The organism is Geobacillus sp. LEMMY01 (assembly GCF_002042905.1).
Classification (GTDB): domain Bacteria; phylum Bacillota; class Bacilli; order Bacillales; family Anoxybacillaceae; genus Geobacillus; species Geobacillus proteiniphilus.
In genome coordinates this window covers 23,577-41,010 of sequence record NZ_MVKA01000039.1, presented here as the reverse complement: position 1 = coordinate 41,010, position 17,434 = coordinate 23,577, and the positions used below count along the sequence as shown (strand labels likewise).

11 protein-coding genes and 3 pseudogenes are annotated in these 17,434 nt (G+C 52.0%); 11 read left to right on the top strand and 3 right to left on the bottom strand.

Annotated elements, in window-relative coordinates; all coding sequences use genetic code 11:
• Positions 1–309 (top strand): annotated as a pseudogene (locus B1A75_RS16505) (IS1634 family transposase); the annotation flags it as partial.
• A gap of 403 nt (positions 310–712) precedes the next feature.
• Positions 713–883, top strand: coding sequence for a hypothetical protein (locus tag B1A75_RS20060; RefSeq protein ID WP_176202434.1), 171 nt, complete (start codon positions 713–715; stop codon positions 881–883).
• A gap of 119 nt (positions 884–1,002) precedes the next feature.
• Here B1A75_RS20060 and B1A75_RS16500 read toward each other — a convergent pair whose 3' ends face one another.
• Positions 1,003–2,460: an IS66-like element ISGka4 family transposase gene (locus B1A75_RS16500; protein ID WP_079936533.1), complete on the bottom strand. Its 1,458-nt coding sequence runs from the start codon at positions 2,458–2,460 to the stop codon at positions 1,003–1,005.
• Positions 2,461–2,581: 121 nt separating this feature from the next.
• Here B1A75_RS16500 and B1A75_RS16495 point away from each other — a divergent pair, with 121 nt between their 5' ends.
• Together B1A75_RS16495 and B1A75_RS16490 are read left to right on the top strand one after the other, a co-directional pair.
• Positions 2,582–3,193, top strand: coding sequence for a flavoprotein (locus B1A75_RS16495; protein WP_176202433.1), 612 nt, complete (start codon positions 2,582–2,584; stop codon positions 3,191–3,193).
• Between the two features lie 149 nt (positions 3,194–3,342).
• A complete protein-coding gene (locus tag B1A75_RS16490; RefSeq protein WP_079936531.1) occupies positions 3,343–4,737 on the top strand; it encodes a radical SAM/SPASM domain-containing protein in 1,395 nt (464 codons plus the stop codon).
• A gap of 771 nt (positions 4,738–5,508) precedes the next feature.
• Here the strand turns inward: B1A75_RS16490 and B1A75_RS16485 are convergent.
• A pseudogene (locus B1A75_RS16485) lies at positions 5,509–6,728 on the bottom strand (IS110 family RNA-guided transposase).
• 401 nt (positions 6,729–7,129) lie between these two features.
• On the opposite strand from B1A75_RS16485, the gene B1A75_RS16480 reads away from it, so the two are divergent.
• Genes B1A75_RS16480 through B1A75_RS16465 form a run of 4 tightly spaced genes read left to right on the top strand, consistent with a single transcriptional unit; the run spans position 7,130 to position 10,830 of the window.
• A complete protein-coding gene (locus B1A75_RS16480; protein WP_074044569.1) occupies positions 7,130–8,107 on the top strand; it encodes a YncE family protein in 978 nt (325 codons plus the stop codon).
• On the top strand, positions 8,104–8,778 hold the full coding sequence (locus B1A75_RS16475) for a response regulator transcription factor (RefSeq protein ID WP_074044570.1): 675 nt from the start codon (positions 8,104–8,106) through the stop codon (positions 8,776–8,778). The genes B1A75_RS16480 and B1A75_RS16475 overlap by 4 nt, the downstream gene beginning before the upstream one ends.
• Positions 8,779–8,780: 2 nt before the next feature.
• Positions 8,781–10,187, top strand: coding sequence for a sensor histidine kinase (locus B1A75_RS16470; RefSeq protein ID WP_079936534.1), 1,407 nt, complete (start codon positions 8,781–8,783; stop codon positions 10,185–10,187).
• A gap of 58 nt (positions 10,188–10,245) precedes the next feature.
• Positions 10,246–10,830 (top strand): Uma2 family endonuclease, encoded by a 585-nt coding sequence (locus tag B1A75_RS16465; RefSeq protein ID WP_074044571.1) that lies wholly within the window; start codon positions 10,246–10,248, stop codon positions 10,828–10,830.
• An 885-nt stretch (positions 10,831–11,715) separates the two neighbouring features.
• Here the strand turns inward: B1A75_RS16465 and B1A75_RS20410 are convergent.
• Positions 11,716–11,871, bottom strand: a pseudogene (locus B1A75_RS20410) (type II toxin-antitoxin system HicB family antitoxin); the annotation flags it as partial.
• A 190-nt stretch (positions 11,872–12,061) separates the two neighbouring features.
• On the opposite strand from B1A75_RS20410, the gene B1A75_RS16450 reads away from it, so the two are divergent.
• The 3 genes from B1A75_RS16450 to meaB are packed head-to-tail and all read left to right on the top strand — an operon-like array spanning position 12,062 to position 17,434.
• Positions 12,062–14,110 (top strand): methylmalonyl-CoA mutase family protein, encoded by a 2,049-nt coding sequence (locus B1A75_RS16450; RefSeq protein WP_079936529.1) that lies wholly within the window; start codon positions 12,062–12,064, stop codon positions 14,108–14,110.
• Positions 14,094–16,289: a methylmalonyl-CoA mutase gene (scpA, locus tag B1A75_RS16445; RefSeq protein WP_074044574.1), complete on the top strand. Its 2,196-nt coding sequence runs from the start codon at positions 14,094–14,096 to the stop codon at positions 16,287–16,289. Before B1A75_RS16450 ends, scpA begins: the two co-directional genes overlap by 17 nt.
• Positions 16,286–17,434, top strand: a complete 1,149-nt coding sequence (gene meaB, locus B1A75_RS16440) for a methylmalonyl Co-A mutase-associated GTPase MeaB (RefSeq protein WP_079936528.1) — start codon at positions 16,286–16,288, stop codon at positions 17,432–17,434. The genes scpA and meaB overlap by 4 nt, the downstream gene beginning before the upstream one ends.

Genomic DNA, 17,434 nt, shown 5'->3' with positions numbered 1-17,434 from the left:
ATTTACGTCAAAAAACCAGAACGGGTCGCAGTATTAGGCTATTTGTTTCTGTTGGCCTTGGCTATTTACCGCGTTTTTCAGCGCCGAGTGCGTCAGTTTATTACTCCAGAACACCCGTTGAAGGGTCCTGGAGGCCGCAAGCTGACCCGGCCGACGGGACAGGCGATTTTTCAGCTGTTTCAATATGTGAACGTCGTCCTGTTCAAGCTGCCGGATGGGCGCATCCAACGCTCACTGGATCGCTCCCTTACCCCTGATCAGCGAAGGATTCTGCAGGGATTGGGCATGGATGAGAGCATCTACGTGTAACGTGATACGGAACGACCAGCGATGGTAAAAAAAGGATTGCCATCGCTCGTTGTGTTGGTCAAAAAGTTATTCTGAAAAACTAAATAAAAAATCCTTTGTTTTGACCTTGTTAGGGTGCGAAATGTGAGTATCAACATTTTTTCACTCACCTTTTTTAACATCATAACCTTTTTCTGTAGGAAGTGAAACATCTATTCAATTTTTAGACTAACATCAGTAGTATGCAATAATTGTTCATTCGAAAAATTCTGTACCTGTTCTCTTGAAGAAGAAAAAAGATCAAAGGGGACATGGGCAATATGACTTTGGAAATGTGTGGAGTTTTACATTAGATATCCTTTTTATTGAGCGAAGGGGCTAGATAATGCCACCAGACTTAGGCTGCGGCATTAGGAGGTAAGGTATGAACACTATTTGGATGATCTTCATCGTAGATCACGACAGAGGTTTTCCGAATTTCTTTCCTATCGCTGCTTATTCATCACAAGAAAAAGCACTCAATAAGTTGGAATCACTACCGAAAAATCATAATTATCAGTTGTTCAGGATTCCAATCGATAATTTTTTGGGGTGATTACTAACAAAATATGTAGTGGAATGGGCAATCTTTATCATGACGTATCTATTCAGCCCAGTACTAGCGAGATTTTCAGAATCCAGCACCAATAGGGCATTCCCAGTATCGAAAATGCCCTAGGAGGAATGGAGAATCGTTTGAAGAGGCTCTCCGCTTAGAAGTCTTTGCAACGATTCCCACACCGGCTTTCCGTGTTTTTGCAGGGTGGAAACGACGCTGCGGATGACACAGAAAGCCTCGGCATCGTCTTCCTGACGAAACGTTCCAGAGATTTTTTGTTTGACTTTCACCATCCGTAAATCGCGTTCGGCTTGGTTATTGTCAAACGGCACTTCTTTCTTTCGCAGGAAGAGAAGCGCTTCTTGCTTGCGCTTTTCTAGGCGCCGGAGGAAATTTTCCGCTTGGCGGCCACCTAGATGGCTGCCGTGTCGGCAACGTKCATCGAGTTCCCGGCGTCCATTCGAAAGAAGCTCGTCGTACACCGCTTCCCAATACCGGACTTTCTCTTCCGGCAAGGCTCCGCCCGCTTTCTCCACTGCCTGTTTCATCTCCAACAGTGCTTCGGCCATCTTGTTCGACCAAGAGTGCTGGTAAAGTTCGGTATATTCCCGAAGCTCCCGGAGATGATGGGCGTGGCAAAGGGCATGGCTCGCCTGCGTATACATCGGGTATACGGAATACGCATCATGTACCATCGTTCCTTTGTACCGTGGCAAAATCCCGATGTCATCCGTCGCTTGTTTGCCACGCGAGCGATGAATCCCGTATCGGGTTTCCTTGGAAGTGGAAGCGACGTGCACCCATTGTTTCGTTCCCTTCACACGCAGGCTCGTTTCATCGACGTGCAGCGTGCTCGAGGTGAGCAGCGCGGCTTCGATTTCTTCGATCGCTGCTTCTAACACAGGCTGCCACCGTCTCGTCATGTTCACGACCGTTCCGGCACTAATGGGATGATGAAATAATGTTTTCACCATCTCCGTAATCCGTTCGCACGGAATCAACTGCGCGTGATTCCAGTATAACAGGAGTGAAGTGATGACCGGTCCATATTGTACATGATTGGTGACATAGAAAGGGAACTCCGCCTGCTGGACAAGTCGGCATTCCGGACAACGCTTGATTTCCCGCTCATGTTGAGTGACTTCCATGCGAACCACTGGGAGGTCGAACACTTGGCGAATGTCTACTTGAAGTGGATCGACATGTTCTAAAGAGTGACCACATCCTTTGCATTGGGTCACACGGTGAAGGACTCGATGGTCAGGATTCGGTGCTTGGCGGAGCGTCGTTCCTTGGTGCCCTGGCTGTCCTCCCGGCCGTTTCTCCGACGGTTGGCGAGAAGGAGATTTCGCCCCAAACCGGTCAGAGGACGGCGGTAAATGACTATTCGTACTGTTTTTTTTCGTACGGGCTTCTAATTCTGCAATACGTGCTTTCAATTGCTGGTTTTCTTGTCTTAACTGTTTATTTTCGTTGATGAGTTTTTCGATGGTCTGTGCTTGACGTTCGATGTTTGCCACCATGCTTTCGAGTGTGAAGACCGCTTCTTGGAAGCCAAAAGCAACATTTGCCATTGTGTTCACCTCCCATGTCTATGATGGTAATTAGTATAGACAAGGAAGGTACGAACAAACCGGCTCTCGTAAATTTTTTCTATGTACGGGCTGAATAGTTACTGTAAAGGAGGTGTTGAGCTTGAATATATTAGTTGGTGTTACAGGCTCTTCAGGAGTTGTTGAACTACCTATGTATTTACGAGTTTTTAGAGAAAAACTAGATGCTAATATTAGATTAGTTTGTACATCGAACGTTCAGAAATTTATTGATGTCAATTTCTTAGCTGCGCACGCTGATGCTCCTGCATATCAGGATATGTACGATTTTCCAAAGGAGTATACACGAAATAGAGTTCCCCATTCCTTTTTACATGACTGGGCGGATATTTTCATCATTTTACCTTGTACTGCTAATACTTTAGCGAAGTGTGCAAACGGAATAGCAGATAATTTATTGACCATGCTAGTTTTATGTTCTCCAAGACCTGTTGTCTTTTTCCCAAATATGGGGCCAAACATGTGGGATGCAAAAGTTACACAATATAATGCTAAAAAGCTGATCAGTTTTGGACATAAAGTTGTATTTCCTAGTGGAAATGCATGGATAACTGCAACCGGAGAAAAAGTAGATTATGGACATGTACCTCCCCCATATACAGTGGCTGAGTATATCCAGAGACATATAGAGCAGTCAGACAATGAATTGAAAGGAGGTGAATTGCATGAACAAGGAAATGCTTCAAATTCTTGATGAAGGCTTCGATGTCTTGAATCCAACAGCAGAAGACGTTCTTCTTTCTTTTGCACCGACTAACACAAACTGCGGAGGATGCTAATCATATTCTTTTGTCATCGGGGATAGCTTTATTAAGCTATCCCTTGATTATAGGAGGGGGAAAAATGGAGCCGTTTTCTACTATTCCAAAAGAGGTAAAATCAGATGTGAATGACAGATGGGTAGCATCGCGATTTAATATTCTTTCCCATGAAGAGAATGGGGATCTTTATATATGTAATACTTATACGGGGGCATTGTTACGTGTTCCACAAGCTCATGCTAATGAGATTAAAAATATTCTCCGATCGGGATGTGATGAACTTGATGATAACGCAAAGATTCTTGCTAATTATGGCTTTTTAATCAAAAGTAATGTAGATGAATTTAAAAGAGCCCGAATTTTACATGAAATCAAAGGAAGAAATCCTGAAAATATGTATTTGATTTTTTTAGTCACTGAACAGTGTAACTTTAGGTGTGCATATTGTTATGAAAATTTTGAGAAAGGAAAAATGTCGGATGATGTTATTGAAGGTGTAATAAAATATGTTGAGAAAAGAGGGCGCCAACTAAAAAACCTGAATGTCCATTGGTTTGGAGGAGAACCTCTTCTCGCATTAGATGTTATTGAAAAATTATCAAATCAATTTCTTTTATTAAGTGAAAAGTACAATTTCAAGTTTCGTGCTGGTATTACTACTAATGGATTCCTTTTAAACAGTGATACAGCAACAAAATTATTAAAGCTAGGTGTCGACAATTTTCAGATAACTATAGACGGCCCTGAACATATTCATGATCAAACACGTAAGTTAGTGGGAGGACAAGGAACTTTTAAAAGAATATTTAATAATTTGAAAAATCTCAGTTGTTTGGAGTATGATTTTCAGGTTAGGATACGTGTCAACTTTGATAAAAGTAATGAACCTTATATACGCGATCTTACAAAAGAGCTTTCCGACACGTTTTCCGATGATGGAAGGTTTCACGTTAACTACTTTCCTATCGGTCGATGGGGCGGACCGAATGATGACGATCTAGATATATTTGATACAAAAATAAGAGCAAAAGTAGCACTAGGTTTGTGTGAAGATGCTTTAAATCAGGGATTATCGACTACGTTAGGTAGCATTCTTCAACCTGGTGGTTATGTATGTTATGCGTCTGATCCTAATTCTTATGTAATTGGATCAGACGGTACTTTATATAAATGTACAGTAGCATTATATAATGAGAAAAATAAGATCGGAAAAGTTGAAAAAGATGGAAACTTTAGAATAGATATAGATAAATTTGCTTTGTGGGTTATGAACGATGAGTCTGAAGACGAGGGCTGTAAGAAGTGCTTCCTAAGACCTTCTTGTCAAGGATCTGCTTGTCCTCTAATTAGGATTGAAACAGGAAAAGCACCGTGCCCACCTGAAAAACAATATATAAAGCAAGTAGTACGGGTTGTGGGTCGACAAAAGAAATTTATTAGCGAAAGAAAAATCAAAGTAACTAAAAGCCCTTCTTAATATGCGATGAACACTTGAATCTTTGTCCTATTTTTCGGTTTTGAAAATTCTAGTGAAGCCGAGTACCATCAAGAATTTTGTGTAATGTAGGATAGTACGGTATCTCTGAAATGAATAAGTGATGAGTTTTCTCCACTCATAAGACGGAATATTCCGTCTTATGAGTGGAGAGGGAGAATCCCTTTATATTTTTACATTATTTGGTTAATTATAATATTATTCAAACATTCGTTGAAAGGCTTCCTTCGCTTCGGCCAACCCTTATAAATTCGATATACTTTTAGACATAGGTAAGGTTCCCCTTTTCCTGGAAGGTTGTTTTTAGCCAAACAAGACAATACCCTACCTTTTTCTTTTAGTCTGGCACAATGCTTTACACAAAATTTTATACATCGTCCAAATTAGCTATACAATATACATTATCGGCATTCAATGTATTTTCTATAAACTGGAACCCCCCCACATTCTGGAGGGGGTTCGTGTTCACATAACCATTCTTAAAGGAACTCTCCCCTAATATACAAGGGGTTTTTCTCGTTTTGTAGAGGGATGGCTAATGCAACATAATGGTGAATTAAGAGAGAAAAAAGTACTCATTTTTGCGGAAGAAATGAGTACTTTATTTAAATTTCGAATTTCATCTTTTCTGCTATCTAACTAACCAAGCAATATCTATCCTGAAAACACCAATTAACAAAAAACGATCCCCACCTAGCCTTTGGAATTAGATTCCAAATGAAGGTATTTCAGTATATATATGGTTTCTTCATGCTACGCACTTGTCTTCTCCAGTTTCACTTCGTACCCTAACCCCTCTAGCCGTTTCACCGTTTGGCGCACGATGGCGGCCTCCCGTTGCTGATCCCAGTAATCGGCTCCCAACTCTCGATACGGTTCCTTTCGCGTTAAGACCGAATAGATGATTTCCAAGATGGTTCTCCCGACCGCGACACTCGCCCGATTCGCTCCTCTTCGTTTGGCGATCCGATGATACTTGGCCGATAGGTACGTGTTCTTCGTTCGGGCGGCGCGGGCGCATTCCACCAGACACGCCCTCAGCTTCTTGTTCCCTTTCCTCGTTCGACCTGACAACCGTTTCCCCGCACCTCTCATGATTCCCGGGAGCCATTCCCGCCCATGAGGCCACGTGCGCAGCCGTAGGGAAACGGCTCATATCCGTCCCGATTTCCGCTATAATTTGTTCTGCGCTTTGCCGCCCCACTCCCGGAATGGTCTCCATGAGCTCCAGCGCTTCATGAAAAGGGCGCGTTCTCTCCTCGATCTCTCGACTCAACCGGGCAATCGCTTCGTCTAAATATTCAATATGCCGACATTGTTCCGAAAGCATCATGCGTTGATGCGGCCCCATGATTCCTTTCAAGGCGCGCCGGAGCTCTCCGATTTTTTGTTTCAGCCGCCCTTTGGCGAGTTGCGCCAATACCGCCGGATCGTCCGTTCCTTCGATCAGGGCTCGAAGAATCTGCTGAGCCGACACCCCGTTGATGTCCGATACAACCGAAGCCAGCTTGATATTCGCTCCTTCCAACACTTTTTGGATGCGGTTGAGCTCCCGGGCCCGTTCCTCAATCAAACTGCGCCGATACCGAACCAGTTCCCGAAGCTCCCGCTGAGTTCGATCAGGAATGCAACTCCCTCGGAGCAGTCCGTGGCGAAGCAAGTCCGTAATCCATTCCGCATCTTTCACATCCATTTTTCGTCCGGGAACCGCTTTGATATGTTGGGCATTGACGACCAGCACGTCGATGGGCTCCCCTTCAAGCAGGTTATAGATCGGCTTCCAGTATACGCCCGTCGATTCCATGGCCACGTGCGTCACCTGTTTTTGTTTCAGCCACTCCACCAACTCCTCAAGATCGTCGGTCATCGTGCCAAACGTGCGAATCTCTTTGCCTTCAGGGGTTAGGACGCAAGCCGTGATCGATTTCTTTATGCACGTCCAATCCACAACAGCGTTCATACAAGACGCGCATCGGTCTCCCTCCCTGCTTCATTCTCCAMAACAGCTGGTGCAGCAGCCTTTGTTCAAGCATTCTATCCTGYGTGCTTCCCAAAAGGGAGCGACATTCCGTGATGCACCAGGCTGCTGGGGTCCGTCTATATATCGGACTTTTACGTACCATAGATACCACGACCTCTTGACCCCAGCTGCAAGGAGACCATTCGACAGAAGGTGGTTTTCATCTTTCCGATGGTGACAAAATTTTTTTGTCATGGGAGTCTATATAGTGTCAAAGCATGCGCCGATTGATTAACGATTCCCCCATCGCCATCGATTTGGCGGTGGGGGGGTTGCATGGCGCGATTTCAAACTTCTCTCACAAATGTGATGTATAATGGGGGCAGAAACGAATAGGTGAAGGAGAAACTCGAGATGAAACGAGCGAGCGTATGGATGCTGTTGTGTTTGTTCTTTATGCTAAGCGGCTGCGCCAATCCGTCGTTTCCCCCGGTGGCCGATTCGCTTTCTGTCGTCATCAGCCTCGATGTCAAAGCGGAAACGGTCACCTTTTTGAACGCGAAAAATGGCGGCAAGATCGCCCGTTGGAACATCAACGAACCGTTTCAAGGCGGGGCGTTGAGCCCGGACGGCCGGACGCTTCTTTTGTACGGGCGGGACCTCGACCGCATCTATCGGTACGACCTCGCGACCGGGAAGCTGCTTGGCGAATGGAAAATAGGAAGCGGCATTGTGAGCGCTGCTCCATCTCCGGATGGCCGCACGTGGTTTTTTGGCGACAGCAAACATCACGCGGTGCGCGTTGTGAGCCGGGGCGGGAAAGAGATCGCCCGCCTTTCGGTCGGACGCTCCCCGATGACGCTGCTTGTCAATCGCCAGGGAACGGAGCTGTATGCCATCGATTTTCAAAACGGCCGCGCCTTTGTCATTGATACGAGCCGCCTCCGTGTCATTCGCTCATTTTCTGTGCCGAAGATGGCGTTAGGCGGATTGATGCGCGAGCGGCAAGGGGAGCTGTGGGTCGGCGGACATGGAAGCGGAAACAAGGTGGAGAAGAATATTCACGTCTATTCGCTTCGAGACGGCCGCTTGTTGCGGACGATTGCCGCCCCGGTCATGCCGGTCGATTTTGTCGAAACGGGCCGCGGCGTGTTTGTGCTAAGCCACGGTTCGAACACGGTCTATCAGTTTTCAAAAGAAGGAAAAAAACTCGCTTCGGCGTCTGTCGGCGCTAACCCGTTTGCGATGAAGGCGGCGTTCGGCCGCTTGTATATCGCGAGCTATGACAGCGATGAAATCATCGTGGTCGACGAAGCGACGCTGCGTCTGCTCGCCCGTTGGAAGACGGGAGACGGCCCGCTGCAGCTGCTCATTCGGGAGGGACGAACATGAGCGAACGAACCATTTTAATCGTGGATGATGAAGAAGAAATGCGTCTGTTGGTCAGCATGTATTTAGAAAACGCCGGCTTTCGCTGCTTGGAAGCGGGAGATGGGGAGGAGGCGCTGGCGCTGCTTTCGCAACATCCGGTTGATGCGGTGCTGTTGGACGTCATGATGCCAAAACAGGACGGATTCGCCGTCTGCGCCCGCATCCGCGAGCAGTCGGACGTGCCGATTTTGTTTTTGACTGCGCTTGGCGAAGAATGGGATAAAGTGAAAGGGTTCAAGCTAGGCGGCGACGATTACATCGTCAAACCGTTCAGCCCGGGAGAGCTCATCGCCCGTCTCGAGGCGGTGCTGCGCCGGGTGCGGCGCGGGCGCGAGCACGACGGACGGTTGCAATTCGGCAAGCTTGCCATCGATGAAAAAGGCCGGACGGTGACCGTTGGCGGCGAACCGGTGAAATTGACGTTGAAAGAGTTTGAGCTGTTGCTGTTTTTGGCGAAGCACAGCGGCCAGGTGTTCAGCCGCGACGATTTGCTCGTCAAAGTGTGGGGATATGATTATACAGGAAACGCCCGCACGGTCGATACGCATGTGAAAACGCTGCGTATGAAGCTGAAAGACGCCGGCCGCTGCATCCAAACCGTATGGGGCATCGGCTACAAGTTTGAGGGATGAACATGAAACGGCTTCGGTTAGGGCAAAAACTATGGCTGTCAATTGGCGCCGCGGTCGTGGCGACGCTGGCGTTTTCCTTTGGCCTTTTGAATTATTTTTACCGGACGGTGTACATGAAAGAAGTCGAACGAACGTTGATCGCGGAAGGGACGAGCCTCGCTCGCGACTATCACGGCGGGGCGGTGACCGAGGCGTACCGGCGCCAAATCGAATGGTATGACGAAAAATCGACGGCCACCATCCTATTGATCGACAACCCGCGCGAACTGAGCGCCTGCTTTCCGTTTCCGGTCCACTATGACGCGCTCGTGAGCGGCCGCGACCGGGAAACGCTGTTAGCCGGGAAGCCTGTTGTCAAAACCGGCTACGAAAAGCGGTTTAGCCGCCGCGTGATGGCGGTCATCGTTCCGCTTTTGGACGGCAAGCGGCTTGAAGGAGCGATTTACTTGTATTTGCCGTTAGCCGATGTCCAAGAAGCAACGAAACGGGCGGCGGCCACGTTTTGGCCGTTGGCCGCCATATTCGCCGCCGCGCTTTTGGTTGTCGGCCGACGGATGGTGCGGCAAATGGTCGAGCCGCTGCAGGCGATGGAACGGGCTGCTGAGCGCATGACGGAAGGACGCTACGAAGCGGGCATCCCAGTGCGGAGTGATGATGAAATCGGCCGCCTGGCGAAGGCGTTCAACCAAATGGCCGACGCCATTGCCAAAGAAGACGAGCGGAAGCGAGAGTTTTTAGCGAACGTCTCGCACGAGCTGCGCACGCCGCTCAGCTATATGAAAGGGTACAGCGAAGCGCTCCTCGCCGGCCTCGCGAAAACGAAAGAAGAAGAAAAGGCGTACCTTCGCCTCATTCATCGCGAAACGGAGCGGATGGAGCGGTTGGTGCGCGATCTTCTTGACCTGGCGCGCCTCGAAGGGCAAAGCGTGCCGCTCGAGCGCGCGCCGGTGGCGTTCGCCCAAGTGATCGAAGATGTCATCGCCATGTACGAACCGATCGCCGCGCAAAAGCGGATCAAACTGTCATGCGATTTGGACTATGACGTCATCGTCAACGGCGACGCCGATCGGCTCGAACAAGTCGTGCGCAACTTGCTTGACAACGCCATCCGCTACACTCCGGCAGGCGGCGCGGTGACGGTGCGGCTTTCCCGCCTGTCGGAAGCAGAAGGCGAGCTTGTCATCCAAGACACGGGAAAAGGCATTCCGAAAGACCAGCTCCCGCTTCTCGGCCAGCGCTTTTTCCGCGTCGACCGCGCCCGCACCCGCAAAGAAGGCGGCACCGGCTTGGGGCTTGCCATCGTCAAACAAATCGTCGCCCTTCATGACGGCGCGATCCAGTTCGACAGCGACCTTGGACGCGGGACCACCGTATTCGTTCGCCTGCCGCTCGTTCGGGAAGAAGAATAAGCATAGTTCAAAAAGCGGGAATTCGATAACCTATACAAATAAGAGGCAGGTGAAACAGATGGATCCATCGGAAAAGAAACAGGCCCCTATGACCTACAAAGAGTATGCGACATGGCCGGAAGGAAAACGGTGCGAGGTCTTGGACGGGAACATCATTAGCATGGCGCCGTCGCCAACACCGGAACATCAATGGATTTCGCTCCAGCTTTCGATCGAATTTGGGATGTATCTCAGAGGGAAGGATTGTCGCGTGTTGGCCGCCCCGATCGATGTGTATCTTTTCGAAGATCATCGAAAGGGATGGATGGATGAAAACGTCCGAAACTGGGTATGCCCCGATCTTGTCGTCATCTGCGACAAAAACAAAATTCAAAAAAACCGCATTGTCGGGGCTCCGGATTTGGTCGTCGAGATCTTGTCCCCTGCCACGGCCAAAATCGACCGGATGGACAAACGGATCGCGTACGAGCGGGCCGGGGTGAAGGAATATTGGATCGTTGACCCGGCGAATCAAGTCGTGGAAGTGTATTTACGTGAGAAAACAGGGACGTTGGAACTTCGCGGAGTGTACAATCGGGATGACGCCGTTTCCGTTCATGTATTGAAGGATTTCTTGATCGATTTGCGAAACATTTTCCAATGAATAAATGGCAGTTGAGATTTTCGCTAAGCGGCGATTTGGAGGGGGACGAGGGAGCATCGTCCAAGAGAGCATGTAACAACGCCCTCTTCCTTTCATCGTATCGTCGCACGGTGGAAGAAGGAGGGCGCTTTCCGTCATATACTTAACCGTAGATGAGCAAATCCGCTAACATACATTTACAACCCGTGGTGCTATATAGATGCAATTTGAAGTTTTCACATTTGTAGCTTTTACTGAGCATTGGATCGACTGTCGGAAGACCGAACAACACCGCTTTCAGCCCCATGTATGGGTCTGAGAAGCAGGTGGTTGTTCGGTCGTCCGTCACGCCAAGGCGTGACGGGGGCAAGCCTGTGGCTTGCCCTCGACAGTCGAAAAATCGATAAGTGGCTTTTCTGTCAAAGATATGTTAAACGTTTTGGTTGCATCTATATAGTTGAGAGCTGACGCTCAACTAGCACCACGGGTTATTTTAAATCAAGGAACGGGTTGCAAAACGCATAACGGATGAATAAAGGGACACAAAAAATCCACTCTTATTGGAGCATCGGTCAACGTTCCTGAAAACCCCTGGTGATCAAGGCATCAATGATGTGAACGAGATGCTTCAAAACCAGTTTGGAGAAATTCAACACTGACCCTAACATTGTAAAAAGCAAGGATGCACCATCGCCGCCTTGGTGTTTCTTTCTCCGTTTCCAACCAACGGCAAACACGCAACCCAATGGGTCTGCTGTGTTGAAACCCGCCAAACGTTGTCTGTTTTTAGCAGACGGCCTTTTTCGTCCATGATATCCGGCAAGTGCGGAATGCAAGAGGCAAAAGAAAAAAGCCGCCCGCAGGCAGGACGGTTGTTTGCGTTCCGGACGCGAATGGCTTTGCCATTTATCGGTCTGTCGCTCCGAGATGTTTTTTCAGGGCTTCTTGGAGGATTTGTGAATCGTTGACATGGTGTTGTTTCGCCAAGTCATCGAGCCATTTCGGGATCGTTCATGTTTTTTTGACCGCTTTGTTTTCCATTTCATGGCGAAATGGTGGCATCAGCAAGTTGTTTGCCTTTTTGTTCATTGCCCAAACGCGGCCGATGTACTACAATAAACATAGAAACCGTTTTTTCCCACGAAAGAGCGATCCGCATGGTGTCTCGTTCGCTCGATTAGGCGAGAAGAGAAAAAACGGCGGAAAAAGAAAGCGGTTTCTTTGTTGAAAAAGACGCAAAGGGGGATGGGGAATGAGCGATGTCGCGAAGATGAAGGAAGCGGCGTTTCCGGCTCCGACGGTGGAGGAGTGGGAGCGGGAAGCGGAAAAGTCGCTGAAAGGCAAGCCGCTCGAGCGGCTTGTATCGATGACGTACGAAAACATTGCGGTCAAACCGCTCTATACGCGCCGTGATTTGGAGGCGCTCGGCCCGCTTGAGCAATACCCGGGCTTTGGCCAGTATGTGCGCGGGGCGCGGCCGGAAGGGTATCGGGGCGAGCCGTGGAAGGTGAGCCAGGAGATTTTAGCAGCGAGCCCGTCTGAATGGAACGAGGCGGTCAAGCACGACTTGCAGCGGGGGCAGACGGAAATCCATCTGGCTCTCGGGCGGCTGCCGTTTGCCGTAGAGTCGGTCGATGATGTGGCGGCGATGTTTGATGGTGTGCCGCTGGACCGCTATTCGCTCCGTGTTGACGCCGGGGCGCGGTCGCTTTCGTTTTTGGCGCTTTTGGCCGCTTATTTAGAGGAGCGGGGAGTGCCGCTATCGAGCGTACGGGGCGCGGTCGGCATGGATCCGCTCGGGGCGTGGGCGGAACATGGGACGCTCCCGTGTTCGCTTTCGCGGCTGTATGATGAAATGTCGGAAGTGACGAAGTGGGCGAAGGAACAGATGCCGAACGTCTGCACGATTCTTGTGCGCGGCGAGCCGTACCATGACGGCGGGGCGAACGCCGTGCAGGAGCTGGCGTTTGCGCTGGCGGCGGCGGTCGAGTACATCCGCGCCGGGCTGGACCGGGGCTTGACGGTCGATGGCATCGCGACGCGGATGCAAGCGTCGTTTGCGGTCGGGGCTGATTTCTTTATGGAAATCGCGAAACTGCGGGCGGCGCGGCGGTTGTTTGCGCAAGTGATCGAAGCGTTTGGCGGCGGTGAATCAACAAGGCGGATCGAGCTGCATGTGCGCACGTCGCACTTTACGAAAACGGTGTACGACCCGTATGTGAACATGCTCCGGGCGGCGGCGGAAGCGTTTGCGGCCGTTGTCGGCGGCGCCGATGGCGTGCACGTGTCGCCGTTTGACGAGGCGATCGGACTCGCTGATGAGTTTTCGCGGCGCATCGCCCGCAACACGCAGCTCATTTTGCTCGAAGAGGCGCATGTGGCGAACGTCATCGATCCGGCGGGCGGCTCGTATTATGTGGAAACGTTGACCGCCAGACTTGCCGAAGAAGCGTGGAAGCTGTTCCAGCGAGTGGAGGAAAAAGGCGGCATGGCGAAGGCGCTCGAAGACGGCTTCGTGCAGGCGGAAGTGGAAGCGGTCGCCAAGCGGCGGCTGGATCGTGTCAAGACGCGGAAGGAAAAAATCGTCGGTACGAACGTGTACGCCAATTTGGAGGAAACGCCGATCGAAAAGCCGAAGCAAGCCGCAGCGAACGAGGTGCCGCCGCTGGATGAAAAGCGGGTGGCCGAGATTCGCAGCGCGCTTGTCGGCGGGAAGTGGATGGAAGCGGCGATTCGTGCGGCCCGTCGTCGAGCAACCGCTCGGGAGATCGCAGCGGCGCTCGCTGACGGAAACGCGTCAGTCCGCATTGCGCCGATTCGGGCATGGCGCTTGGCCGAGCCGTTTGAAACGTTGCGGAAAGCAGCCGAGGAGCATGCCGAACGCACGGGAAGCCGGCTTTCCGTTCACTTGATCAATATCGGGCCGCTTGTCCGCCATCAAGCGCGCGCCGATTTCATCGCCGGGCTGTTTGCGGCCGGCGGGGTGGCGGCTGAGCGGAGCGATGGCTTCGCCTCGGTCGCGGAAGCGGTCGAATGGGTGCGGAACACGAACGGGACGCATTATATCGTTTGCGGCGCCGATGACGATTATCCGGCGTTCGTTCCGGTGTTGGCGAAAGCGTTCAAGCAAGCCAAGCCGAACGCGAAGCTGTATGTCGCCGGAAAGCCGCCGGAAGAGCTCGAGAGAACGTACGCGGACGCGGGCGTGGACGGATCGATTCATCTCGGTTCGAACGCGTACGATGTGATCGTGGCGTTTCTAACGGAAAGAGGGGTGGCGCTTGATGGCGAAGTACGTTGATTTTACAAACATGACGTTTTCCGCCGCAACGGCCGATGTGGATGAGAAACAGTGGAGAGACGCGGTGGAGCGGCGCGTGCAAGCGTCGATCGATGAGCTGTTGTTTCAGACGAATGAGCACATTGCGGTGAAGCCGCTTTATACAAAGAAAGATATCGATGGGCTCGATTTTCTTGATTATATGCCCGGCTTGCCGCCGTACTTGCGCGGGCCGTACCCGACGATGTATGTCGTGCGGCCGTGGACGATCCGCCAATACGCCGGCTTTTCGACCGCCGAGGAGAGCAACGCCTTTTATCGGCGCAATTTGGCGATGGGGCAAAAAGGGCTGTCGGTTGCTTTTGACTTGGCGACGCACCGCGGTTATGACTCCGACCATCCGCGCGTGGTCGGCGACGTCGGCAAAGCGGGGGTGGCCATCGACTCGGTGCTCGATATGAAAATTTTGTTTGACGGCATCCCGCTCGACCAAATGTCAGTGTCGATGACGATGAACGGGGCGGTGCTCCCGATTATGGCGTTTTACATCGTCACCGCCGAAGAGCAGGGAGTGACGCAAGACAAACTGTCCGGCACGATCCAAAACGATATTTTGAAAGAATATATGGTGCGCAACACGTACATTTATCCACCGGAGATGTCGATGCGCATCATCGCCGACATTTTCGCCTATACGGCCAAATACATGCCGAAATTCAACAGCATCAGCATTTCCGGCTACCATATGCAAGAAGCCGGGGCGCCGGCCGATTTGGAGCTGGCGTACACGCTCGCTGACGGGCTTGAGTACGTGCGCACCGGCTTGAAAGCCGGCATTGACATCGACTCGTTCGCGCCGAGGCTGTCGTTTTTCTGGGCGATCGGCATGAACTACTTTATGGAAGTGGCGAAACTGCGGGCCGCGCGCCTCATGTGGGCGAAAATGATGAAAACGTTCAATCCGAAAAATCCGAAATCACTCGCTCTAAGGACGCATTCGCAAACGTCGGGTTGGAGCTTGACCGAGCAAGATCCGTTCAACAACGTCGTGCGCACGCTCATCGAGGCGCACGCGGCGGCGATGGGGCATACGCAGTCGCTCCATACGAACGCCTTGGATGAAGCGATCGCCTTGCCGACCGACTTCTCGGCGCGCATCGCCCGCAATACGCAGCTGTACTTGCAGGAAGAAACGGGCATTTGTCGGACGATCGACCCGTGGGCCGGTTCGTATTACGTCGAGACGTTGACGAACGAGTTGATGAAGCGGGCGTGGGCGCATATCGAAGAAATCGAAAGCTTAGGCGGGATGGCCAAAGCCATTGAAACCGGCATCCCGAAAATGCGCATCGAAGAAGCGGCGGCCCGCCGCCAAGCGCGCATCGATTCAGGAGCGGAAACGATCATCGGCGTCAATAAATACCGCCCGGAAAAAGAAGAGCCGATCGACATTTTGGAAGTCGACAACACTGCCGTGCGTCAGCGGCAAATCGAGCGGCTGAACGAGCTAAAGGCGACGCGCGACAACGAACAGGTCGAAGCGGCGCTTGACGCCATCACGAAAGCGGCGGAAACGGGCGAGGGGAACTTGCTCGAGCTTGCCGTCCAAGCGGCGCGCGTCCGGGCGACGCTCGGGGAAATTTCGTACGCGATCGAAAAAGTGGCGAGCCGCCATCGCGCCGCCATCCGCTCGATCAGCGGCGTTTACAGCTCGGAATACAAAAATGAAGCGCAGCTGGAACGGGTGAAGCGACGGGTTGAGCAGTTCGCCGAACTCGAAGGACGCCGCCCGCGCATCTTGATCGCGAAAATGGGGCAGGACGGCCATGACCGCGGGGCGAAAGTAATCGCCACGGCGTTTGCCGATTTAGGGTTTGACGTTGACATCGGCCCGCTCTTTCAGACGCCGGAAGAAACGGCGCGCCAGGCGGTCGAAAACGACGTGCACGCCGTCGGCATCAGCTCGCTCGCCGGCGGGCATAAAACGCTCGTGCCGCAGCTTGTCGAGGAGCTCGGCAAACTCGGCCGCGATGATATTTTGGTCGTCGTCGGCGGCGTCATCCCGCCGCAAGACTACGCGTTTTTGTATGAGCACGGCGCCGCCGCCATCTTCGGACCGGGCACGGTCATTCCGGAAGCGGCGGAAAAAGTGTTGGATGAAATTTACGCCCGGCTTGGCTATGAGGAAGTGAACCAATGAACGGCGAAGAGAAACGGCGGGAACAGGCAAGCGGCCAGAGCGCAGTTTCGGACGGGCAGCCGCGGCGTCCGGAATGGGCGGACGGCGAGAGCGCGTCGTCGTACGTGCAAGCCGAGCGCCCACCGGCGCCGAAGCGGCTCGTGCGGCGAAAAGAACGATCGGTTAAAGAATACGTCCAAGGAGTGCTCGCCGGCGACCGCACCATTTTGGCGCAGGCGATTACGCTTGTCGAAAGCAATGCGGCCAGGCATATGGATCTCGCCCAGCAAGTGCTCAATGAACTGCTTCCGCACGTCGGCCGCTCGATTCGCATCGGCATCACCGGCGTGCCGGGGGCGGGGAAAAGCACGTTCATTGAAGCGTTTGGCACGTTTTTATGCGAGCAGGGCCATCGCGTCGCCGTCTTGGCCGTCGACCCGACGAGTTCGTTGACCGGCGGCAGCATCCTCGGCGACAAAACGCGGATGGAGGCGCTCGCCCGCAATCCGCTTGCTTTCATCCGTCCGTCCCCATCGGGCGGGGCGCTTGGCGGCGTACACCGAAAAACGCGCGAGACGATGATGCTGTGCGAGGCGGCCGGCTATGACATCATCCTCGTCGAGACGGTCGGCGTCGGGCAAAGCGAGTTTGTCGTCCGCGGGATGGTTGACTTTTTCTTGCTGCTCGCCTTAACCGGCGCCGGCGACGAGCTGCAAGGCATGAAGCGCGGCATCATGGAGCTGGTGGACGCCATCGTCATCAACAAGGCGGACGGCGATAATAAAGAAAAAGCAAAAGCGGCGCAAAAAGAATACAACCAGTTTCTCCATTACCTCCGCCCGGCCACGCCCGGCTGGGAGACGAAAGCGTACACATGCTCGGCGCTTTTGGGAGAAGGGATCGCCGACATGTGGCGCATCATTCAAACGTTTGTCGAGACGACAAAGCAATCCGGCGTGTTTGATGACCGCCGCCGCCAGCAGCAAAAAGACTGGATGCACGCCATGATCAAAGAATATATCGAAACGCGCTTTTTCGCCGACCCGATCGTGAAAGAAAAGCTCCCGATGCTCGAGAACAGCGTCATTTCCGGCGCCAAGCCGGTCACCGCCGCCGTCCGCGAGCTGATCGAGGCGTATGAACGGAAGCGGGGCGGTGAACTGTGA